Here is an 18,615-nt window from a genome sequence, read left to right on the forward strand (position 1 = left end):
CCGCGGGCGGTTAACAAGTACTCACAGGTGGAGCTATACGGTGCGTGCCGGATCGGCGGCGGGTGCGTCGTCCTCGTCGTCGTCGGGCACGAAATCGGCTTCGACGGCGGACGCCGGTTCCTTCCAGACCCACGGCTGACCGTCCTGGACGACGCGCCGGTAGGCGTACAGCACGATCGACAGCGACAGGACGAAGACCCCGACGATCAGTTCCTTCGTGCTGCCGTAGCCGGTGATGGAGGCACTCAGAGCGCCGACGACGACCATGATCGTGTCGATCACCACGAGGACACCGGCGATGTACACCCACTGCTTGCCGAGCTTGATCGGGCGAGGGGCGTCCGGTTCGTCGCGGCGCAGGTTGAGGAAGCCGGTCAGCGACAGGATGTGGCAGATCAGGTAGCCGACGATGCCGGCGACGATGACGGCGAGGGCCTCGCCGACGAACAGGATCAGGATGACGTTGACGAGCAGGTCGAGCGACATGGCCCGCCCCGGGACCTTGAAGCGGTTGAGTTCACCGAGTTGCTTGATGGTGAGCCCCTCCCGGGCGCTGCCGTGGAGCACGCGTCCGCCGTCGGCGGTGGTCATCACCATCAGGAGCACGAGGCCGGCGATGAGGCAGATCGCCATCACGATGTCGCCGCCGGGGAAGAGGCTCTCGAACACGGTCAGGTAGAAGGAGACGGGGTTCTCGGCGACGTTCGCCTGATCGACGAGTCCGCCGACGCCGAAGGGGACCAGGATGTAGACGGCGATGACGAAGAAACCGGCCAGTCGCAACGCAATTCGGCTGTCGCGGATGGTGTCGCGGAACTCGGGCACGAACGAGGCGACCGCCTCGATGCCGTAGACCGACCAGGCGAGGACGAACATCCAGGCGATCGCGGTGCGCCAGCCCGCTTCACCGCTGGCGGCGATGTCCCAGTGCAGGTTGCTCATCGACCAGCTGTCGGACAGGAGCGGAGCGGCAGCGAACACGACGATCGGGACGAGGACGAGGGCGCCGGTCGCGTACATGAGCCACATCGCGGGTCGCATCCCGAGGACGTTCAGTCCCCAGCCCATGACCAGGACGCCGAGTGCGATGAAGTGGGGCAGTCCGATGGTGGCCAGGCCCGTGGAGAACGTCCACGTCTGCTCGGGGAACCATTCGGCCTGCACCAGCTTCCCGATCTGGAGGCCGTAGATGGCCAGCGAACTGGACCACGAGAACCAGTAGCCGTAGGTCGCGAGCGGACCGACGAGGGTCGAGCGGGTCCGCCAGCCCTGATGGGCGTACATGGAGATTCCGCCGACCTTGTCGACGAACATGCTGGCCATCTCGGAGTAGATGAAATTCTGCAGGCACGCGAGGACGGCGACGGCGCCGAGGAGGACGAGCGTCGTCCAGGCACCGATCAGGCCGATTGCGTAGCCCATGCCGACGAACAGTGCGGCGGGGATGGAGAGGCTGATGGTGAAGCCGTCCCACCACCGCAGGTTCTTCTCGTAGGTGTGGTCGTCGGCGAAGGAATCGTGCAAGCTCACGGGATTCTCCAGTTCTGGGCCTTGTCGGCGCAGTGTGTGTATTCAGAATGCGGCCCTCGGCGACTCGAGTCGAGTGGGTGGAGGCCGACGGGCCGCCGCAAGTATGTGATTCAAGACACTAACACCGCGCAATGCGTCGCACAAGATGAAAATGCCCTCGCAATGCGTATTAACCGACGCTTAACATTCATGAAATGCAGCATTTCGTGCCCACTACGCCACTGATCTCGTCGTTCTGGATAGAGTCGGTCCATGTCTCAGCACACTCTGGACGAACTGGACCGCGCGATCCTGCGGCAACTCGAGGACGACGGGCGGCGAGCGTTCCGGGAAATCGCCCGGAATCTGGGCTCGTCCGAGGCGACGGTGCGGGCGCGGGTCAAGCGACTGCAGGATCTCAACATCCTGCGCATCGTCGCGTTCGCCGATCCCGAGCGGCTGGGCGACTCGCAACTGGCACTCGTGTTCCTGACGGTCGACCCCGGGCGGCACCAGGACGTGGTGGATGCGCTGACCGAGATGCCGGAGATCACGTACGTCTCGACGCTGCTGGGGCGGGCCGACATCTGCGTCGAGGTCGGCACCGCCAACAACGCGGAACTGTGGGCCTTCCTGAATCAGTACGTCAGCACCATCGAGGGCGTGCGCACCACGGAGACCATCTCGATCCTGAAGGTGCACAAGCTGCGGTACGGCACGCCCTCGAAGGAGTAGTCCTACTGCGTCGCGCCGAACACCGTGCGGTGCCACGCTTTCCGCGACACTCCGGTGATGTCGCTCATGACGTGCTTGACGGTCAGGTACTCCTCGAACGAGTACGTGGACATGTCCTTGCCGAAGCCGGACGCGCCGACCCCGCCGTGCGGCATCTCGCTGATGATCGGGATGTGATCGTTGACCCACACGCATCCCGCGTCGATCTCCCGTGATGCGCGCTGCGCGCGGTACAGGTTCGTCGTCCATGCCGACGCGGCGAGACCGTAGTCGGTGTCGTTGGCGCGGCGGATCGCGTCGTCGTCGCCCGAATGACGGCTCACGGTGAGCACCGGTCCGAACACCTCGTCGCGGTAGATCTCCGCATCCTCGGTGACATCCGCGATCAGGGTCGGGAGGTAGAACGCTCCGGGCAGGTCGGGGGCGGATCCGCCGGTCACGATCCGGAAACCGGCGGCGCGGGCGCGCTGCACCATGCCGTCGACCCGGTCGCGGTGCGCGAGTGTGATCAGCGATCCGAGGTCGGTGTCCGGGTCGTAGGGATCGCCCACCACGACCCGTTCCATCAGTGCGGCCACCCCGGCCACGAACTCGTCGTACAGCGAGTCCGCCACGATCGCGCGGGTCGCCGCGGTGCAGTCCTGTCCGCCGTTGATCAGCGACGCCGCGACCGCGCCGTGCACTGCCGCCTCGAGATCGGCGTCGTCGAACACGACGAACGGGGCCTTGCCGCCCAGCTCGAGCTGCACGCGGGTGCCGTTCACGGCCGCCTGCGCCATCACCGTCCGGCCCACGGCGGTCGACCCGGTGAAGGTCAGCACGTCGATTCCGCGGTGTCCGGCGAGCGCGGCGCCCACCTCGGCGCCGGTACCCGTCACCACGTTGAACACGCCGTCGGGCAGCCCGGATTCGGTGGCCAGCCGGGCGAGGCGGAGCGTCGTGAGGGGCGTGAGCTCGCTCGGTTTGAGCACGACCGTGCACCCGGCGGCCAGCGCCGGAATCACCTTCCAGACCGCCATCTGCAGCGGATAGTTCCACGGCGTGATCGACCCGACGACGCCGACGGCGTCACGCCGGATGCTCGATGTGTGGTCAGGGGAGTACTCCGCGGCGGCCTTGCCCTCGAGATTGCGGGAGGCTCCGGCGAAGAAATCGATGTTGTCGATGCTGCCCGGGACGTCGAACTCGCGGGCGAGCCGGATTGCCTTGCCGGTCTGCGCGACTTCTTCGCGGGCGAACAGTTCCGCGTCGCGCTCGAGTGCGCGGGCAAGGGTGGTGAGAACGGCTGCGCGCTCGGCCGGGGCGGCACCCGACCAGCCGGGGAAGGCGGCACGCGCCGACCGGACGGCGGCGTCGACGTCCCGGGCGGTCGCGAGGGTCAGTGCCGTGACGGGGGCGCCCGTCGCCGGATCGATGATGCGGTGGATGGCACCGGAGCCCTCGGCCGGGGATCCGGAGATCCAGCAGCCGGGCACGGTGGTCGGCAGGTCGAGCGAGGGGGACGACGGAAGGGGGACCGAGACGGTCATGGGATCACTCCAAGACGGGGGCGAGAAAAAAGATTCACTCACAGTAGAAGAGCGCACTCGTGTTGGCTACCTGTCGCCACGAATTCAGTCATAAAAACGCAACTGCTACTGCGCATTGCGTCAAAAATTATCAACTTGCCACTTGAATTCGCGGGCAGAAGGCGTCACGATTGACGCATGCCGGATCGGACCTCTGCGTTCGACGGCCTGCCGAGACGATCGGCCCGGATTCGACCTCTGACGCTGGACCAGTCCGAATTCGACTGAACCGAAACATAATTGAGGACTACGATGACTGCAGTCACCGAAAGAACCACGACCGGACTCGAAGCGTCCGCTCGCCGCCATCTGTGGGGGCATTTCTCCCGGCACGGGGAGAACATCACCCCGCCGATCATCACCCGTGGCGACGGCGCCCGGATCTTCGACTCCACCGGGAAGAGTTACCTCGACGGGCTGTCCGGGCTGTTCGTGGTGCAGGCCGGGCACGGCCGGGCCGAGCTCGCCGAGGCCGCCGCCAAACAGGCCGAACAGTTGGCGTTCTTCCCGCTCTGGTCCTACGCCACCGAACCGGCCATCGAGCTCGCCGAACGCCTCGCCGGCTACGCCCCGGGCGATCTGAACCGGGTGTTCTTCACCACCGGCGGCGGCGAGGCCGTCGAAAGCGCCTGGAAACTGGCCAAACAGTACTTCAAGAAGGTCGGCAAACCCGGCAAACACAAGGTCATCTCCCGCTCCATCGCCTACCACGGCACCCCCCAGGGCGCCCTGGCGATCACCGGCATCCCGGCGCTGAAGGCGCCGTTCGAACCGCTCACCCCCGGCGCGTTCCGGGTCCCGAACACCAACATCTACCGCGCCCCCGACCCCCTCGGCACCGACCCGAAGGCGTTCGGGATCTGGGCCGCCGACCGGATCGCCGAGGCCATCGAATTCGAGGGCCCCGACACCGTCGCCGCCGTCTTCCTCGAACCGGTGCAGAACGCCGGCGGCTGCTTCCCACCCCCGCCCGGCTACTTCGACCGGGTCCGGCAGATCTGCGACGAGTACGACGTGCTGCTGGTCTCGGACGAGGTGATCTGCGCGTTCGGGCGGATCGGGTCGATGTTCGCGTGCGAGGACTTCGGGTACGTGCCCGACATCATCACCTGCGCCAAGGGCCTGACGTCGGGGTATTCGCCGATCGGGGCGATGATCGCCTCCGACCGGCTGTTCGCACCGTTCGCCGACGGGACGTCGATGTTCGCGCACGGCTACACCTTCGGCGGGCACCCGGTCTCCGCGGCGGTGGCGCTGGCGAACCTGGACCTCTTCGAACGCGAAGGCCTCAACGCGCACGTCGCCGAGCAGGCGCCGGCGTTCCGGGCCACCCTCGACAAGCTGACGGATCTGCCGATGGTCGGGGACGTGCGCGGGGAAGGCTTCTTCTACGGCATCGAACTGGTCAAGGACAAGACCACGAAGGAGTCGTTCACCGACGCCGAGGCCGAGCGGGTCCTGCACGGCTTCCTCTCCACCGCCCTGTTCGACGCCGGCCTGTACTGCCGCGCCGACGACCGAGGAGACCCGGTCATCCAACTCGCACCGCCCCTGATCTGCGGACAGGCCGAATTCGACGAAATCGAAAACATCCTCCGCGGCGTCCTCACCGAAGCCTGGACGCTGCTGTAACGCAACGGGTCCCATGCACGAAGGCGGCACCTCGACAACGGCGTCGAGGTGCCGCCTTCGTGTTGCCGGTGCGCCGCACGCGCGCATCGCCCCTTCTCACGAGAACGGCAGAATCATGACTTCCCACTCCTCGCTGTCCGCGAACGGCGGTGCCGGCCCGGACGGCGCCGATCGCGGCGAGGGCATGCATCCCCTGAACCGCGGATTGGGCGTCGGCGCCATCGTCTTCATGGTGGTGGCCGCCGCCGCACCGCTCGCCGTCGTCGCCGCCCAGGTACCCATCGTCATCGCGTTCGGGGGCAGCATCGGTGCGCCGCTGTTCTTCCTGATCGCCGCCGTCATCCTCACCCTGTTCGCGGTCGGGTACACGCTGATGAGCAGGCACGTCCGCAACGCGGGGGCGTTCTACTCGTACGTGCAGGCCGGGCTCGGACGGATCAACGGGCTCGGTGCCGCGTTGCTGGCGCTCGTGTCGTACTCGATGCTCCTCATCGCCGTCTACTCCTATCAGGGGGTGGCCGCGAGCAACGCCGCCGCGCAGTACCTGCATGTCGACGCTCCCTGGTGGGTGTTCTCGTTCGCCGCCTTCGCGATCGTCTCCGTGCTCGGGTACCGCGACATCGAGCTGAGTTCCAAGGTTCTCGGAGTGCTCCTGGTCGCGGAGGCACTCATCGTCGTCGTGCTCGATCTCGCCATCCTGGTCAAGGGCGGCGCAGCAGGTCTGACAGGCGCCCCTCTGCTGCCGGCCACGGTGTTCGACGGCTCGCCCGGGCTGGGTCTGATGTTCGCGTTCTTCGCCTTCTTCGGGTTCGAGGCCACAGCCGTGTTCCGGAACGAGGCGCGCGACCCCGACCGCACCGTTCCGCGCGCAACGTACGTCGCGGTCGTGTCGATCGGGGCGTTCTACGCGCTGTCCGCGTGGGCGGTGGTCGTCGGAGCCGGTGTGACCGATGCGGTGGACACGGCGTCGGACGATCCCGTGAACATGGTGTTCGACCTCGCCACCCGGTACGCCGGGCCGGTCGTGCACGACATCATGCAGCTTCTCGTGGTGACCAGCGTCTTCGCGTGCGTCCTGTCGTTCCACAACGTCATCACGCGATACCAGTTCACGCTCGGCGCGATGGGAGTGCTGCCGTCGGCGCTCGGCCGGGTCAGCCCGAAGTACGGGGCGCCATCGCGCTCGTCGATCGCCCTGACCGCGATCTCCGGAGTGCTGCTCGCGGTGGTCGCGGTCAGCGGCATCGACCCGATCACCCAGGCCTACACGTGGCTGTCCGGTGCGGCGACGCTCGGGATCGTCCTGCTCATGGCGCTCACCAACCTGGCGGTCATCGTGTTCTTCCGCACGCACGATCTCGACAAACGCCGGTGGCACACGGTCGCGGCACCGTCGCTCGCGATCCTCGGTCTGCTCGCGGTGGTCGCTCTCGTCGTGACCAACTTCGAACTCCTCATCGGAGATCGGCTGGGCGCGTTGATCATCGGAGGCCTGGTGCTCGCCGCGTACGGCGCCGGTGTGGCCGTCGCCCTGCGGATGCGACGGTCCCGCCCTGCGGCCTACGCGGCGCTGCGGGACGGCGAACCGCAGGCCGGCGACTGACGCTGCGCAATGCGCAGCAAGGCCGGCGTAGTTTGACGCAAAGTTTCAGTGTCTCCGGGGTTGTGTGTCGGTTTGCGCGCTGTTAATGTGGTCTGTAACACGCAAAGCGTTGAATCAATCCCCATTGGACGCCGAAATGCGCAGCATCGGGTCCCATCCGCCGCCGAAGCGGCGCAATCAGAGGAGCGCGTCTTGACGATTCAGGACTTTCCCACCGCAGACTGGCCGGGAGGCAAGGCCGCCGCGGTGTCGTTGACCTTCGACGTCGACGCGGAGGCCGGCTGGCTCGGTGAAGGCGACGAGTACGCACGCCGTCTGACCATCCTGTCCGAGGGCCGCTACGGCGTCACGCGCGGCGTGCCGCGCATCCTCGAACTGCTCGCCCGATACGACATCTCGGCCACGTTCTTCGTCCCCGGACACACCGCGGAGCATCACCCCGCGATGGTGGAGAGCCTGCTCGACGCGGGGCACGAGATCGGCCACCACGGGCACCTGCACCTGCGCAGCGACAAGGTGAGCGAGCAGCAGCAGATCGACGAGATCGACAAGGGCCTCGAAGCCCTCGAACGGCTCGGCGTCCCGCGGCCGAAGGGATACCGCTCCACGTCCTGGGAACTCACCCCAGAGACGTTCGCTCTGCTCGTCGAGCGCGGATTCCTGTACGACTCCAGCTGTATGGGCGACGACCGCCCGTATGTCGAGTCCTGGGACGGCCTCGAGATCCTCGAACTGCCCGTGCACTGGTCGCTCGACGACTGGCCGCGCTTCGGATGGAACATCGACGGAGGCGGCAACGTCGCCGACCCCGAAGAACTGCGTCGTTGCTGGACAGCCGAATTCGAGTCGGCCCGCGCCGAACGTCGGCACACGAGTTTCACCATGCATCCCGAGGTCATCGGACGCCCCTACCGGCTCGCCCAGTTCGAGCAGGTGGTGGCACACATGGCCGAATCCGGCGACGTGTGGTTCGCCCGTCTCGACGAGGTCGCCGAGTTGGTGGCGCCGCGACTGCTGCGGGTGGCGTCGTGACCCGCCGGTTCCGCTCCACGCAGACCCGGCCGTGGGATCGCGGATACGAATTCGGCAATGCCCACGCGGAACGGGTCGGCGCGTCGGTGGCCGCGTACCAGCAGCTGTTCGACCGTGCCGCCGGCTCGGCCGTCGACCTGGACCACTGGGGAACCCGTGCCCTCGAACGGATCGCCGCGGCCGCGCCCGCACTCGCCGACGAGATCGCCGGCATCGCGGACGGCGCCGGCCTTCCCGTGACCGCGGTCGCGGCGATCAATGCGCGCACCGAAGTGCTTGCGGCGGTGGGCTCGACCACGCCGAGTGAGTGCACCACCGTCGTCCGGCTCCGGGACGGGACGCCGCCGGTCTCCGTCCAGGCGTGGGACTGGTTCGCCGAACTCGCCGACCTGTGGCTCGTCTGGGAGATCCCGCACGAGAACGGTCACGTGACCACCACCGTCACCGAATACGGCATCGTCGGCAAGATCGGCGTCAACGACCGCGGCCTGGGCGTGCACTTCAACATCCTCCACCACACCGGGGACGGAAACGGAATCGGTGTCCCGGTGCACGTGCTGGCCCGCGCCGTACTCGACGAATCACGCGACCTCAACCACGCGCTCGTCCGGCTCGCGCAGGCGGACGTCACGGCGTCGACGTCGCTGACGCTCGTTGCGAGCGCCGGTGGCGAATCCGCGGCCGTGAGCGTCGAACTCCACCCCGGCGGGATCGGATACGCGCTGCCGGACCACGACGGCCTGCTCGTCCACACCAACCATTTCCTCAGCAGCCCGGCGAACCTGCACGACACGGAACTCCGGAACGGACCGGACACCGTGATCCGATTCGACCTGCTCCGCCGTCGACTGGCCGGCCGGCCGGACATCGACGCACCCGCGGTCGTCGAGGCGATGACGTCGCATCTGCTCGGCGGCGGGGCGACGTGCTGCCACGTCGACCCGGCCCTGCCGGCCTCGTCGCGTTTCGAAACCCTCGCGACCGTCTCGCTCGACGTCGAGAACGGAACCCTGACCGCCCATTCCGGTGGGCCCTGCACCATTCCCGCCGATTTCGCGGCACCGACCAAGGAGAACACCGTGCTGAAACTGAAGCGCATCGACAACATGGACATCCTCACGCGCGATGTCGACGCACTCGTGGCGTTCTACCACGGCGTCCTCGGGCTGCCCTTCCACCTCCCCTACGAGAAGGACGAGGAATGGGCGGCGATCGACATGGGCAACGTGACGCTCTACATCTTCAAATCCGAAGTGGGCGAACATGCTCCGCGCCGCACCGCGGTCAACCCCGACAACGCACCCGGCTACGACTCGATCGCGTTCGAGGTCGACAGCCTCGACGAGGCCGAGGCCGCGCTCGACGGGCGTGTCGAATGGGTCGACGAGCGGATCCAGTGGAAGCACCCCAGCGGCACCTGGTACCAGTACCGCCCGTTCTTCGACCCAGACGGCAACATGCTGTACGTCACCGAGCCGCACATCGTGGGGGCGGGAGCATGAGTGTCACCGCCATTCCGAGTGTTCGGCTGGACGACCGCGTCGCGCTGGTCACCGGCGCCGCACGCGGCATGGGAGCCGCACATGCCCGGACCCTGGCTGCCCGCGGCGCCGACCTGATCGTCGCCGACCTCGACGCCGCGGAGCTGTCGACGGTCGCCAAGGAGATCCGCGACAGCACCGGCCGCCGCGTCGAATGCCTCGAGCTGGACGTCACCGCACCGGACGCCGGCGAACGGGTCGTCGCCGTCGCGAACGACAACTGGGGCCGCCTCGACATCCTCGTCCACAACGCCGGCATCATGCACGACTGGAAGGGTTTGAGCGACACACCCGTCGAGAACCTGCGGCCCTACCTCGACGTCAACGTCCTCGGGCCGTACGCCATCACCCGCGCCGCCGCGCCGCTCCTCGCCCGCAGCGAGGCACCGCGCGTCATCTTCATCTCCTCGCAGTGGGGGCAGGTCCCCGGCGGCCACTCCTACGGCTACATGGTGTCCAAGACGGCGCAACTCGGGCTCATGAAGGCGCTGTCCTCCGAACTCGTCTCGCAGAAGATCCTCGTCAACGCCGTCGCTCCGGGCGCGATCCACACCCGGATGGTGCCCGACGACGTCTATGCCGAGGAACTTGCCGCCGTCCCCCTCGGCCGTCTCGGCGACGCCCACGAAATCGCCGCGGCCGTCGCCTTCCTCGCCTCCGACGGAGCCGCCTTCATCACCGGACAGACCCTCGCGGTCAACGGTGGAGCGCTCGTCATCGGCGCCTGAACTCCCCGAAAGGACCCTCGTGACCACCTCGATCCCCACCCCCACCAAACGCGAACTGGCCGAAGCGTCGATGCGCCGCTCCTGGTTCCCCGTCGCCCGCCTCCGCGACCTCGACAAGCCCCAGACGGCCACGCTTCTCGGCGTCAGCCTGGTGATCTACCGCGACGGCGAGGGGCGGATCTCGGTGCAGTCTCGGCGTTGCCCGCACCGCGGCGGCGACCTGTCGATGGGTGAAGTGCACCAGAGCTCCATCGGCTGCCCGTACCACGGCTGGGAGTTCTCCAGCACCGACGGCAGCTGCAGCCGCATCCCGTCCCTGGCCGATCAGGGCAAGATCCCGCCGCGCGCGTCGATCGCCACGTACCCCGCGGTCGAACGGTTCGGTCACGTCTGGACGGTGCTCGAGGACCCGATCCGCGACATATACGAGATCGAGGAGTGGCAGGGCCTCGACCTCGAATGGCTCGCCGCCGACCCCATCGACTCGTCCGTCGGAGTCGGGGTGACGATCGAGAACTTCCGCGACGTCGCGCACTTCCCCTTCGTCCACAAGGTGTCGATGGGCCCGACGCCGGAGGTCGTGGAACCGCTCAACGTCAACCGGGACGGACTCGACGTCTGGATGGACCGGCCCCTCGACGCCGGCTCCGGCGACTGGGCCAACGACGGCGACTGCATGATGCGGTACCGCTGCTCCGCACCGGGTCTCGCGTCCATCACGTACCACTACGAGAAGCTGGGCCGCCGCGTCGTCGCCGGGTTCCCGTCGCCGATCGACTACGAGCACGTCAAGATCTTCTGGGGCGTCGCCAACGAGGTCGGCTACCGCGGCGCCGACCTCGAGGAGTGCCTGCGCGTCGAGGAGATGGTGTACCTCGAAGACATCCCGATCGTCGAATTCATCGAACCCCGCGAAATTCCCTGGGATTCGGAGTTCCAGGAATTCTCCGTACCCGCCGATCTGTTCACCCTCAACTACCGGCGCTCGTTCACCGAGCTGATGAACCGCGTCAAGGACGGCAGTCATGTCACCGAGTTCGTCTGACCCGCTGATCCTCCCGCTGCGCGTCGTCGCCGCTCGCTGGGAGGCGGAGTCGATCACGTCGTACGAGTTCGCCCGCCCCGACGGCGGCGAGCTGCCTGCCTGGGAACCGGGCGCTCACGTCGACGTGCACCTGCCGTCCGGCACGATCCGGCAGTACTCGCTGTGCGGCGACCCCGCTGACACGAGCCGTTACCGCATCGCCGTCCTCGAACTGCCCGCGGGCAGGGGTGGTTCGGTGGAGGTCCATCGCGAGCTGCGTCCGGGCCGCCTGATCGAGATCGGTCGTCCCCGTTCCAATTTCGCGTTGACCGACGCGGACCGGTACGTGTTCGTCGCCGGCGGCATCGGCATCACCCCGATGCTGCCGATGATCCGGGAAGTGCAACGGCGCGGCGGAACCTGGGAGCTGGTGTACGGAGCGCGCACCGCCGAGCACTTCGCGTTCGTGAGCGAACTGGACCCGTCCGCGGTGCGGCTGGTGCCGCAGGACACGGACGGTCACCTCGATCTGGCGTCCGTCGTGGCGTCCTCGGCGGAGGCGGCGGTCTACTGCTGCGGGCCGACACCGCTCATGGACGCGCTGGTGGAGCGGATGTCGCAGGCGGGTCGCGCCGGCGACCTCCACCTCGAACGGTTCGCCGCGGCGGCCCCCGCGGTCGAGTCGAGCGGAGAATTCGAGGTCGAACTGGCCCGCAGTGAGAAGGTCGTCCCGGTGCGCCCCGACCAGACTGTGCTCGAGGCCGTCCGCGGCGCCGGGATCGACCATCCGTCGTCGTGCGAGATGGGCATCTGCGGGTCCTGCGAGGTGAAGGTCCTGAGCGGCGACGTCGACCACCGTGACGACCTCCTCACCGAAAGTGAACGCGCGCAATGCAACAGCATGATGATCTGCGTGTCCCGGGCAAGGGGTGATCGCCTGGTCCTGGACCTGTGACGGGGGCGGCTCCGCCACCCGTGAGTACTTGTTAACCGCGGGCGGTTAACAAGTACTCACGGGCGCGAAGCGCACCACGACACCGGGACGGAGCAGGGCAGGGGGAGTGCGCCCGGCATCCCAGATCGATTCGTCCGTGGTCCCGATGAGCTGCCACCCGCCGGGCGAGGTGCGGGGGTAGATCCCCGTGAACTCCCCTCCGAGCGCCACCGTCCCGGCGGGGACCGAGGTTCGGGGCGTCGCGCGGCGCGGCACGTGCAATTCGGGTGCGCCGCCGGTGAGGTACCCGAAACCGGGGGCGAAGCCACAGAACGCCACCGTCCACGGCGTTCCGGTGTGCGCCGCGACGACGCCGTCGACACCGAGACCGGTCAGTTCGGCCACGTCTTCGAGGTCGGGTCCGTCGTAGCGCACGGCGATCCGGACCTCCTCCGGGGAGTCCTCGGCGACAACCGCCGCCGGTTCCGTCCTCCGTACCCACTTGGCGACGCGGTCGCGGCTCGTCGCGCCGTGGTCGAACCGCACCAGGATGGTGCGCGCCGCCGGTATCACCTCCCGGACCCCGGGTGGCCGGGAGTCGTCCAGAGCCCGGAAGTACGCGAGCACGGTGCCCTGATCCTCGAACTCGGCGAGGATCGCGCTTTCTCCGACGTCGAGGATGCGCATCACACGAACGGCTCCACCGTGACGCCCTCGGCGTCGAGCAACGACCGGATGGCGGTGGCCATCTCGACGGCGGCGGGCGTATCGCCGTGCACGCAGACGGATTCGGCGGCGACCGCGAGGACGGTGCCGTCGACCGCTTCGAGGACGTGATCGACGACGAGTCGACGGACCCGCTCCGCCACGACCGCCGGATCGTGCAGGACCGCGCCGTCCCTCTTGCGGGGCACCAGCGTTCCCTCGGGCGTGTACGCGCGGTCGGCGAACGCCTCGGTGACCGTCCGCAGTCCGGCCTTCTCGGCCTCCTCCAGGAACACCGAACCGGGCAGACCGAGAACCGGAAGGGTGTCGTCGTATGCGGTCACCGCCGCGACCACCGCGCGGGCCTGCTCACGGTGATGCACGATCGCGTTGTACAGCGCGCCGTGCGGTTTCACGTACGCCACCGCGGACCCGGAGACCTGGGCGAGACCGTCGAGGGCGCCGATCTGGTACACGACGTCGGCCGTCAGATCACGCGGTGTGACGTCGATGAATCGGCGCCCGAACCCGGCGAGGTCGTGATAGCCCACCTGCGCGCCGATCCGGACCGTCAGCTCGGACGCCGCGGAACAACAGGCCAGCAGGGTCGCGGGATCACCCGCATGAAAACCGCAGGCCACGTTTGCACTGGTCACGAGCTTCAGCATCGCGACGTCGTCGCCGAGGGTCCAGGCACCGTAGCTCTCGCCGAGGTCGCTGTTCAGATCGATTGCCGGCACATATTCGATATTAGGGTTCCGAGTGCCGTCTTGTAGATTCTCTCGCGGGGGCGGGCGGAACCGGTGAGGGTGCTGCTGCGTCAGAACAATTGACCGTGTGTGGCGGACCGCGCCATCGGAGGGGGAAACGTGACCGACCCGGCATACATCAAGGATCCCGAGAACTTCCACTCGGACCAGTGGGACCACGCGAGGATCGCGAGTGCCGTCGCCGGCATGGACGTCGAGCACGTGAGCGGCATCGCGCGAGCCTGGACCGAACTGGGGACGACGGCCCACGACGCGATCGTCGATTTCAGCGACGCGATCAAGAAGACGATTGGCGAGAGCTGGCAGGGCGCGGCCGCGTCGGCGGCCTACGTCGAGACCGAGCGGTACTCGACGTCCGCGCCGGAGGCACAGAATCAACTTCACGGAGTGGCGGCGGCGCTGACCCCGCTGGCGGAGACGGTCGCGTCGCTGCGGTCGCAGGTCCCCGAGACCATCGGCACCGGACTGTGGGACAAGCTGACGCCCTGGGACACGGACACCGAGGACGAGTACTACCGGCGCGAGGGTGAAGCGCGCGAGAAGATGGCCACGATCTACAACCCGGGGCTCGCGACTTCGGACGGCACCGTCCCGTCGTTCACGAGACCGGAGAGCCGGGTCGATGTTCCTTCGGGTCCGTCCGCGCCCGGCGTCGACTACTCGAGCGGCGTCCCCAGTTCGAGCGATCGGATCGGGGGACCGATCGCCGGGCAGCCGAGTTCCGGCGACGCTCCGAATATCGACGGTCCCGACAGCGACGCGTCCGCTGCGCCCGGCACCCCCGCAGCGGACGGCGCGCAGCAGGATGCGGAAACCGCGTCGTCGTCGGCCACCGCCCCCGCGGCGACGGCCCCGGCCGCGGTGACGGGTGATCAGGCGCAGAGCCGATCGGTCGTGCCGCCGGGTGCCGACTCGTCCTCGGGTGCCGGTTCGCGATCCGCGGGGGCGGGTGCGGGTGGAGGTGCCGGCGGATTCGGCGTCGGCGGGCTCGGCAGTGCCGGCGGCGTCGGCGCCGGAAGTCGGGCGGGGGCCGGCGCCCGGCCGGGCACTACACCGCCCGGGGTCGCGGGGACCGCAGCCGGTGGTCGCACCGGTGCCGGGGTGCGGGGCACCGGCCCGATGGGCGGCGGAATGATGGGCGGCGCCCCGGGGGCTGCCAGGGCCGGCGGCGAGGACAAGGAACACAAGACGCCCGACTACCTGATCACCCTCGACAACGGCAACGAGCTGATCGGCAAACTGCCTCTTGTTTCACCGCCGGTGATCGGCGCATGAGCATGCGCAATTGGCGGTTGCGTCCGGAACTGTTCGACGCACTGTGGGCCGGCGCCGGGCAGGACCGCATCCCGTACCCGTTCCGGATCGTCAGCGCACACCCCGGGCTCAACGCCTATGTGGCAGAGCAGAACCAGATAAGGGAAGCCTTCGCGGGAGCCGAGCACGACGATGTGCGGTCGGCGTTGAACGTGCTCGCCGAGCCCGAGGTGTACGTCGAGATTTCCGGTTCCACGGCCGACGAGACACCGATCCGCATCATCGGTGCGCAGCACCGGCAGTCGGTCGTGATCGCGTCGCAACTCCCCGGCCGGGCACCGCGGATCGGCGGCGACGTGGTGATCGGCGCCGGGCCGGCCGGCCGCCTGGGCGCGCAACTGATCGGCCTCATCCCGCAGAACGCCGCCGGCAGTCGCCGGTTCCAGCGACGGGACGACGTAGACGCCCACTTCTCCCAGGGAATCCTGCAGGAGGTCAACCGGGCGGCCCCCGCCCCGCGACTCGAATCCGCCGTGCAGAAGGGATACGCGGGCCGCGGCAAGATCCGAGTCTTCCGCGGTCCCCGCTACGGCACCGGCCGCGACGCCGGCGTCATGCAGTGGATCGACATCGCCGCCGACGGCCGATACCTGATCGGCCCGCACGATCCCGCCGCCGCGCACCCGGCAGGCCCCGACCAGCTCGTATCCTCGCTCGACACCCTGATCAGGGTCGGTACGACTCCTCGGGCAGGCTCGGTCGGTGCCCGCAGTTGGTAGATTGCCACGCGCCGGCGATTGCACAGGTGGGGACACAGCACGACACACGGAGGGGACACGAACATGGCAGGGCCAGAAGCACCGGAAGCCGGATGGAAGGCTTTCACCGAAAACATCGTCGGGGGAGGCAGGCTCGAACTCGACCCGGCCGGGTTGGAACAGTGCATCAAGCTGTGCCAGGAGCATGCGGACCACATGAAGCTTCTCGGAGGCCGAGCGCGCCGAGAACTGCGCGCTACGGACCTTGGACTAGGGGAAAAAGACATCGAGTCGGCCAAGCAACTCGCGCGGAAGTTCGATGAAAAGGCGATCGGCGGAGATGACATCGAGTTCGCAAACACTGCCGTCGGCCTATTTCTGGCTCACGAGACCTACGCGTCGGATATGAAGTCGATGTTCGAGGCCGTCTTGGCGAGCTACAGAGAGCAGGACGCTGCAACCGCCGCGCGATTGGGATCCGTTGGAGTGCAGCTGTGAAGCGTGCCGCGGTCCGCGCGACGATGGCGACCTTGAGTCTCCTGTCGGTTGTCGGGGTCGTCGCATGCTCTCAGCCGGTCGACGGGGAGCCTGCTGGAGAGCCCGCGGTCGAGATTGCTTATCAGCCATGCGACGCCTTCTCGCCGGAAGCGCTCGCCGCGGCAAGGATCGATGCGGCACCGCCTGACCGGATGCCGGATCGAGATGACCCCCCAAATCATGCATGCGGGTTCTTGTCTCGAGATCCCTCCTACGTGGTCGTGGCTTCGGCGATCGGCGCACCTTTCAGTGGTATCGCGAGCGACGACCGCTTCACCGTCCTGAGGGACACCGAGATCGGCGGGCGGAATGCGCTGGTGTCGGATTTTCGCGGTGGTAGTGCGTGCACGGTGTCGGTGGCGATCGAGCCGGGGATTCTCGAGTTCATGATCGGGTACAGCGAGTTGGAGGATTTCACGACTGTCGACGAGGCGTGCGATCAGGCGACGAAGGTGGCGACGGCGCTGGCACCCTATTTCCCCGACCACCTGTAGGCGGCTTGCATCGATCCGGCTCAGTGCGTGTGTGCGTGGGTGTGGGCGATGCGTCCGGCGTTCTTTCGTCGTGAGGAGCCGCTCAGTCGGCAGGCGAGGTAGATGACGAACGAGATCGTGGTGACGAAGCTGGACACGGGCACGCCGGGTGCGAGGGACAGCAGGATGCCGCCGACGGCGGCGAGTTCGGCGAACACGATCGACAGGATCGTGGCTTTGAGGGGGCTGGCGGTGACGTAGGCGGCGGCTGCGGCGGGGGTGATGAGCAGCGCCATGACGAGGAGTGCGCCGACGATCTGGACGCCGAGGGCGGCGGTGATGCCGACGAGGACGGCGAACACGATCGACAGGGCGCGCACGGGGACTCCGCGGGCTTCGGCGACGTCGGGGTCGGTGCTCGCGAACAGGAGGGGACGGTAGATCAGGCCGAGGACTCCGATGACGAGCACGGCGCACAGCAGCAGCAACTGCAGGCCGCTGTCTCCGGGTGCGACGATCTGGCCGATCAGCAGCGAGAAACTGGTGCCGGTGCGCCCTTGGTAAGACCAGATGAACAGCACGGACAGGCCGAGCCCGAACGCCATGATCACGCCGATCACGGAGTCACGGTCGCGGGCCTTCGCGCCGAGCAGCCCGAACAGGACGGCCGCGACCACCGACCCGGCGATGGCGCCTGCCCCGACGCTGACGCCGATGAGCAGGGCAGCGGATGCGCCGGTCAGGGACAGTTCGCTGGTGCCGTGCACGGCGAACGACATCTGCCTGCTCACGATCAGCGGTCCGATGGCTCCTGCGAGGAGGCCGAGGATGGCGCCGGCGATCAAGGCCTGCTGCACGAAGTCGTAGTGCAGGAGGTCGACGGTGGCGGAGACGTCGAACATGCGTGACATGGCGTCGGTGAATTTGTTGCTCATGCGTGTCCCTCGTCCGTGTGGTGCACACCCTCGCCGGGGCGGAGGCCGCCCGCGCTGCCGAGGGCGTCGATGGCGTCGCCGGTGCCGATCACGACGAGGCGGCCGCGTACGTGCAGCACCTCGACGTCGGTGCGGTACAGCTCGGACAGCACCTCCGACGTCATGACCTCTTCCGGTTTGCCGATGCGGAACTGGCCGTCGACGAGGTAGAGCACGCGGTCGACGAGGGGGAGGATCGGGTTGATCTCGTGGGTGACGAACAGGACCGCGGTGTCGTGGGTGCGGCGGCGCCGGTCGATGAGTCCGGACACGAGGTTCTGGTTGGCCAGGTCGAGGCTGAGCAGCGGCTCGTCGCACAGCAGGATCTGCGGGTTGCCGACGAGGGCCTGCGCGATCCGCAGTCGCTGCTGCTCGCCGCCGGACATGGAGCCGATCGGCGCGTCCGCGTAGTGCTGGGCGCCGACCTCGGCGATCGCCGCGTCGACGATGGCCCGGCGCCGCCCGCGACGGAGGAGACCGGTTCCCCACTGGTGGCCGTCGACGCCGAGCCCGACGAGGTCGCGGCCGCGGAGCGGCAACCCGTCGTCGAGCGACTTCTGCTGGGGGATGTACCCGACGTGCGAATTGCCCTTCCGCGCCGGGGTACCGGCGATGCGGGCGGTGCCGGAGCTGAGGGCGAGCTGACCGAGCAGCACCTTCAGCAGCGACGTCTTGCCCGACCCGTTGGGTCCGAGGACGGCGACGAATTCGCCGGGTTCCACGGTGAGGTCGAGGTCCTGCCAGAGCGTGCGTTCGCCGAAGGACAGTCGCGCCCCCGTCAATTCCAGTGCGGGGACGCGACCGTTGCCGGCGTTCTTCGAAGTGGGTTCTGTCACAA

Annotated in this window: 18 protein-coding genes; 12 read left to right on the forward strand and 6 right to left on the reverse strand. The window is 68.0% G+C overall.

Annotated features, from left to right (window positions below):
- Window positions 1-33: 33 nt before the first annotated feature.
- Window positions 34-1,530, reverse strand: coding sequence for an APC family permease (locus ACFU5V_RS00515; protein WP_378695978.1), 1,497 nt, complete (start codon window positions 1,528-1,530; stop codon window positions 34-36).
- 252 nt (window positions 1,531-1,782) lie between these two features.
- On the opposite strand from ACFU5V_RS00515, the gene ACFU5V_RS00520 reads away from it, so the two are divergent.
- The gene (locus tag ACFU5V_RS00520; protein WP_378431667.1) at window positions 1,783-2,244 is read left to right on the forward strand and encodes an Lrp/AsnC family transcriptional regulator; all 462 of its coding nucleotides are present in this window, start codon (window positions 1,783-1,785) and stop codon (window positions 2,242-2,244) included.
- A 2-nt stretch (window positions 2,245-2,246) separates the two neighbouring features.
- On the opposite strand, the gene ACFU5V_RS00525 is transcribed toward ACFU5V_RS00520, so the two are convergent.
- The gene (locus ACFU5V_RS00525; protein WP_378431666.1) at window positions 2,247-3,773 is read right to left on the reverse strand and encodes a gamma-aminobutyraldehyde dehydrogenase; all 1,527 of its coding nucleotides are present in this window, start codon (window positions 3,771-3,773) and stop codon (window positions 2,247-2,249) included.
- A gap of 291 nt (window positions 3,774-4,064) precedes the next feature.
- Here ACFU5V_RS00525 and ACFU5V_RS00530 point away from each other — a divergent pair, with 291 nt between their 5' ends.
- From ACFU5V_RS00530 to ACFU5V_RS00560, 7 genes are all read left to right on the forward strand, one after another.
- Window positions 4,065-5,444 (forward strand): aspartate aminotransferase family protein, encoded by a 1,380-nt coding sequence (locus ACFU5V_RS00530; RefSeq protein WP_378695981.1) that lies wholly within the window; start codon window positions 4,065-4,067, stop codon window positions 5,442-5,444.
- 115 nt (window positions 5,445-5,559) lie between these two features.
- The gene (locus tag ACFU5V_RS00535) at window positions 5,560-7,047 is read left to right on the forward strand and encodes an APC family permease (protein WP_378695983.1); all 1,488 of its coding nucleotides are present in this window, start codon (window positions 5,560-5,562) and stop codon (window positions 7,045-7,047) included.
- A gap of 192 nt (window positions 7,048-7,239) precedes the next feature.
- Window positions 7,240-8,079, forward strand: a complete 840-nt coding sequence (locus ACFU5V_RS00540; RefSeq protein WP_378695985.1) for a polysaccharide deacetylase — start codon at window positions 7,240-7,242, stop codon at window positions 8,077-8,079.
- Window positions 8,076-9,581, forward strand: a complete 1,506-nt coding sequence (locus ACFU5V_RS00545) for a C45 family autoproteolytic acyltransferase/hydolase (RefSeq protein ID WP_378695987.1) — start codon at window positions 8,076-8,078, stop codon at window positions 9,579-9,581. Before ACFU5V_RS00540 ends, ACFU5V_RS00545 begins: the two co-directional genes overlap by 4 nt.
- A complete protein-coding gene (locus tag ACFU5V_RS00550) occupies window positions 9,578-10,348 on the forward strand; it encodes an SDR family NAD(P)-dependent oxidoreductase (protein ID WP_378695989.1) in 771 nt (256 codons plus the stop codon). Before ACFU5V_RS00545 ends, ACFU5V_RS00550 begins: the two co-directional genes overlap by 4 nt.
- Before the next feature lie 19 nt (window positions 10,349-10,367).
- Window positions 10,368-11,393, forward strand: a complete 1,026-nt coding sequence (locus ACFU5V_RS00555) for a Rieske 2Fe-2S domain-containing protein (RefSeq protein WP_378695991.1) — start codon at window positions 10,368-10,370, stop codon at window positions 11,391-11,393.
- Window positions 11,374-12,327, forward strand: coding sequence for a PDR/VanB family oxidoreductase (locus ACFU5V_RS00560; protein WP_378695993.1), 954 nt, complete (start codon window positions 11,374-11,376; stop codon window positions 12,325-12,327). Before ACFU5V_RS00555 ends, ACFU5V_RS00560 begins: the two co-directional genes overlap by 20 nt.
- 45 nt (window positions 12,328-12,372) lie before the next feature.
- Here the strand turns inward: ACFU5V_RS00560 and ACFU5V_RS00565 are convergent, their stop codons facing one another.
- Both ACFU5V_RS00565 and ACFU5V_RS00570 read right to left on the reverse strand, forming a co-directional pair.
- Window positions 12,373-12,993, reverse strand: a complete 621-nt coding sequence (locus ACFU5V_RS00565) for an allophanate hydrolase subunit 1 (RefSeq protein ID WP_378431839.1) — start codon at window positions 12,991-12,993, stop codon at window positions 12,373-12,375.
- On the reverse strand, window positions 12,993-13,751 hold the full coding sequence (locus tag ACFU5V_RS00570; protein ID WP_378695995.1) for a LamB/YcsF family protein: 759 nt from the start codon (window positions 13,749-13,751) through the stop codon (window positions 12,993-12,995). The genes ACFU5V_RS00565 and ACFU5V_RS00570 overlap by 1 nt, the downstream gene beginning before the upstream one ends.
- A gap of 129 nt (window positions 13,752-13,880) precedes the next feature.
- On the opposite strand from ACFU5V_RS00570, the gene ACFU5V_RS00575 reads away from it, so the two are divergent.
- From ACFU5V_RS00575 to ACFU5V_RS00590, 4 genes are all read left to right on the forward strand, one after another.
- Complete coding sequence (locus ACFU5V_RS00575) at window positions 13,881-15,056, forward strand: hypothetical protein (RefSeq protein ID WP_378695997.1); 1,176 nt, start codon at window positions 13,881-13,883, stop codon at window positions 15,054-15,056.
- Complete coding sequence (locus ACFU5V_RS00580; RefSeq protein WP_378695999.1) at window positions 15,053-15,814, forward strand: ESX secretion-associated protein EspG; 762 nt, start codon at window positions 15,053-15,055, stop codon at window positions 15,812-15,814. Before ACFU5V_RS00575 ends, ACFU5V_RS00580 begins: the two co-directional genes overlap by 4 nt.
- A 63-nt stretch (window positions 15,815-15,877) precedes the next feature.
- On the forward strand, window positions 15,878-16,291 hold the full coding sequence (locus ACFU5V_RS00585) for a hypothetical protein (RefSeq protein WP_378696001.1): 414 nt from the start codon (window positions 15,878-15,880) through the stop codon (window positions 16,289-16,291).
- A gap of 23 nt (window positions 16,292-16,314) precedes the next feature.
- Window positions 16,315-16,824, forward strand: coding sequence for a DUF3558 family protein (locus ACFU5V_RS00590; RefSeq protein WP_378696726.1), 510 nt, complete (start codon window positions 16,315-16,317; stop codon window positions 16,822-16,824).
- A gap of 20 nt (window positions 16,825-16,844) precedes the next feature.
- Here the strand turns inward: ACFU5V_RS00590 and ACFU5V_RS00595 are convergent, their stop codons facing one another.
- Both ACFU5V_RS00595 and ACFU5V_RS00600 read right to left on the reverse strand, forming a co-directional pair.
- Window positions 16,845-17,738: a metal ABC transporter permease gene (locus ACFU5V_RS00595; RefSeq protein ID WP_378431851.1), complete on the reverse strand. Its 894-nt coding sequence runs from the start codon at window positions 17,736-17,738 to the stop codon at window positions 16,845-16,847.
- Window positions 17,735-18,613 carry a metal ABC transporter ATP-binding protein gene (locus ACFU5V_RS00600; RefSeq protein WP_072939478.1) on the reverse strand — a complete coding sequence of 293 codons (879 nt, stop codon included), beginning with the start codon at window positions 18,611-18,613 and terminating at the stop codon, window positions 17,735-17,737. The genes ACFU5V_RS00595 and ACFU5V_RS00600 overlap by 4 nt, the downstream gene beginning before the upstream one ends.
- Between the last annotated feature and the right edge of the window lie 2 nt (window positions 18,614-18,615).

The organism is Rhodococcus sp. NPDC057529, from assembly GCF_042802055.1.
Taxonomy (GTDB): Bacteria; Actinomycetota; Actinomycetes; order Mycobacteriales; family Mycobacteriaceae; genus Rhodococcus_F.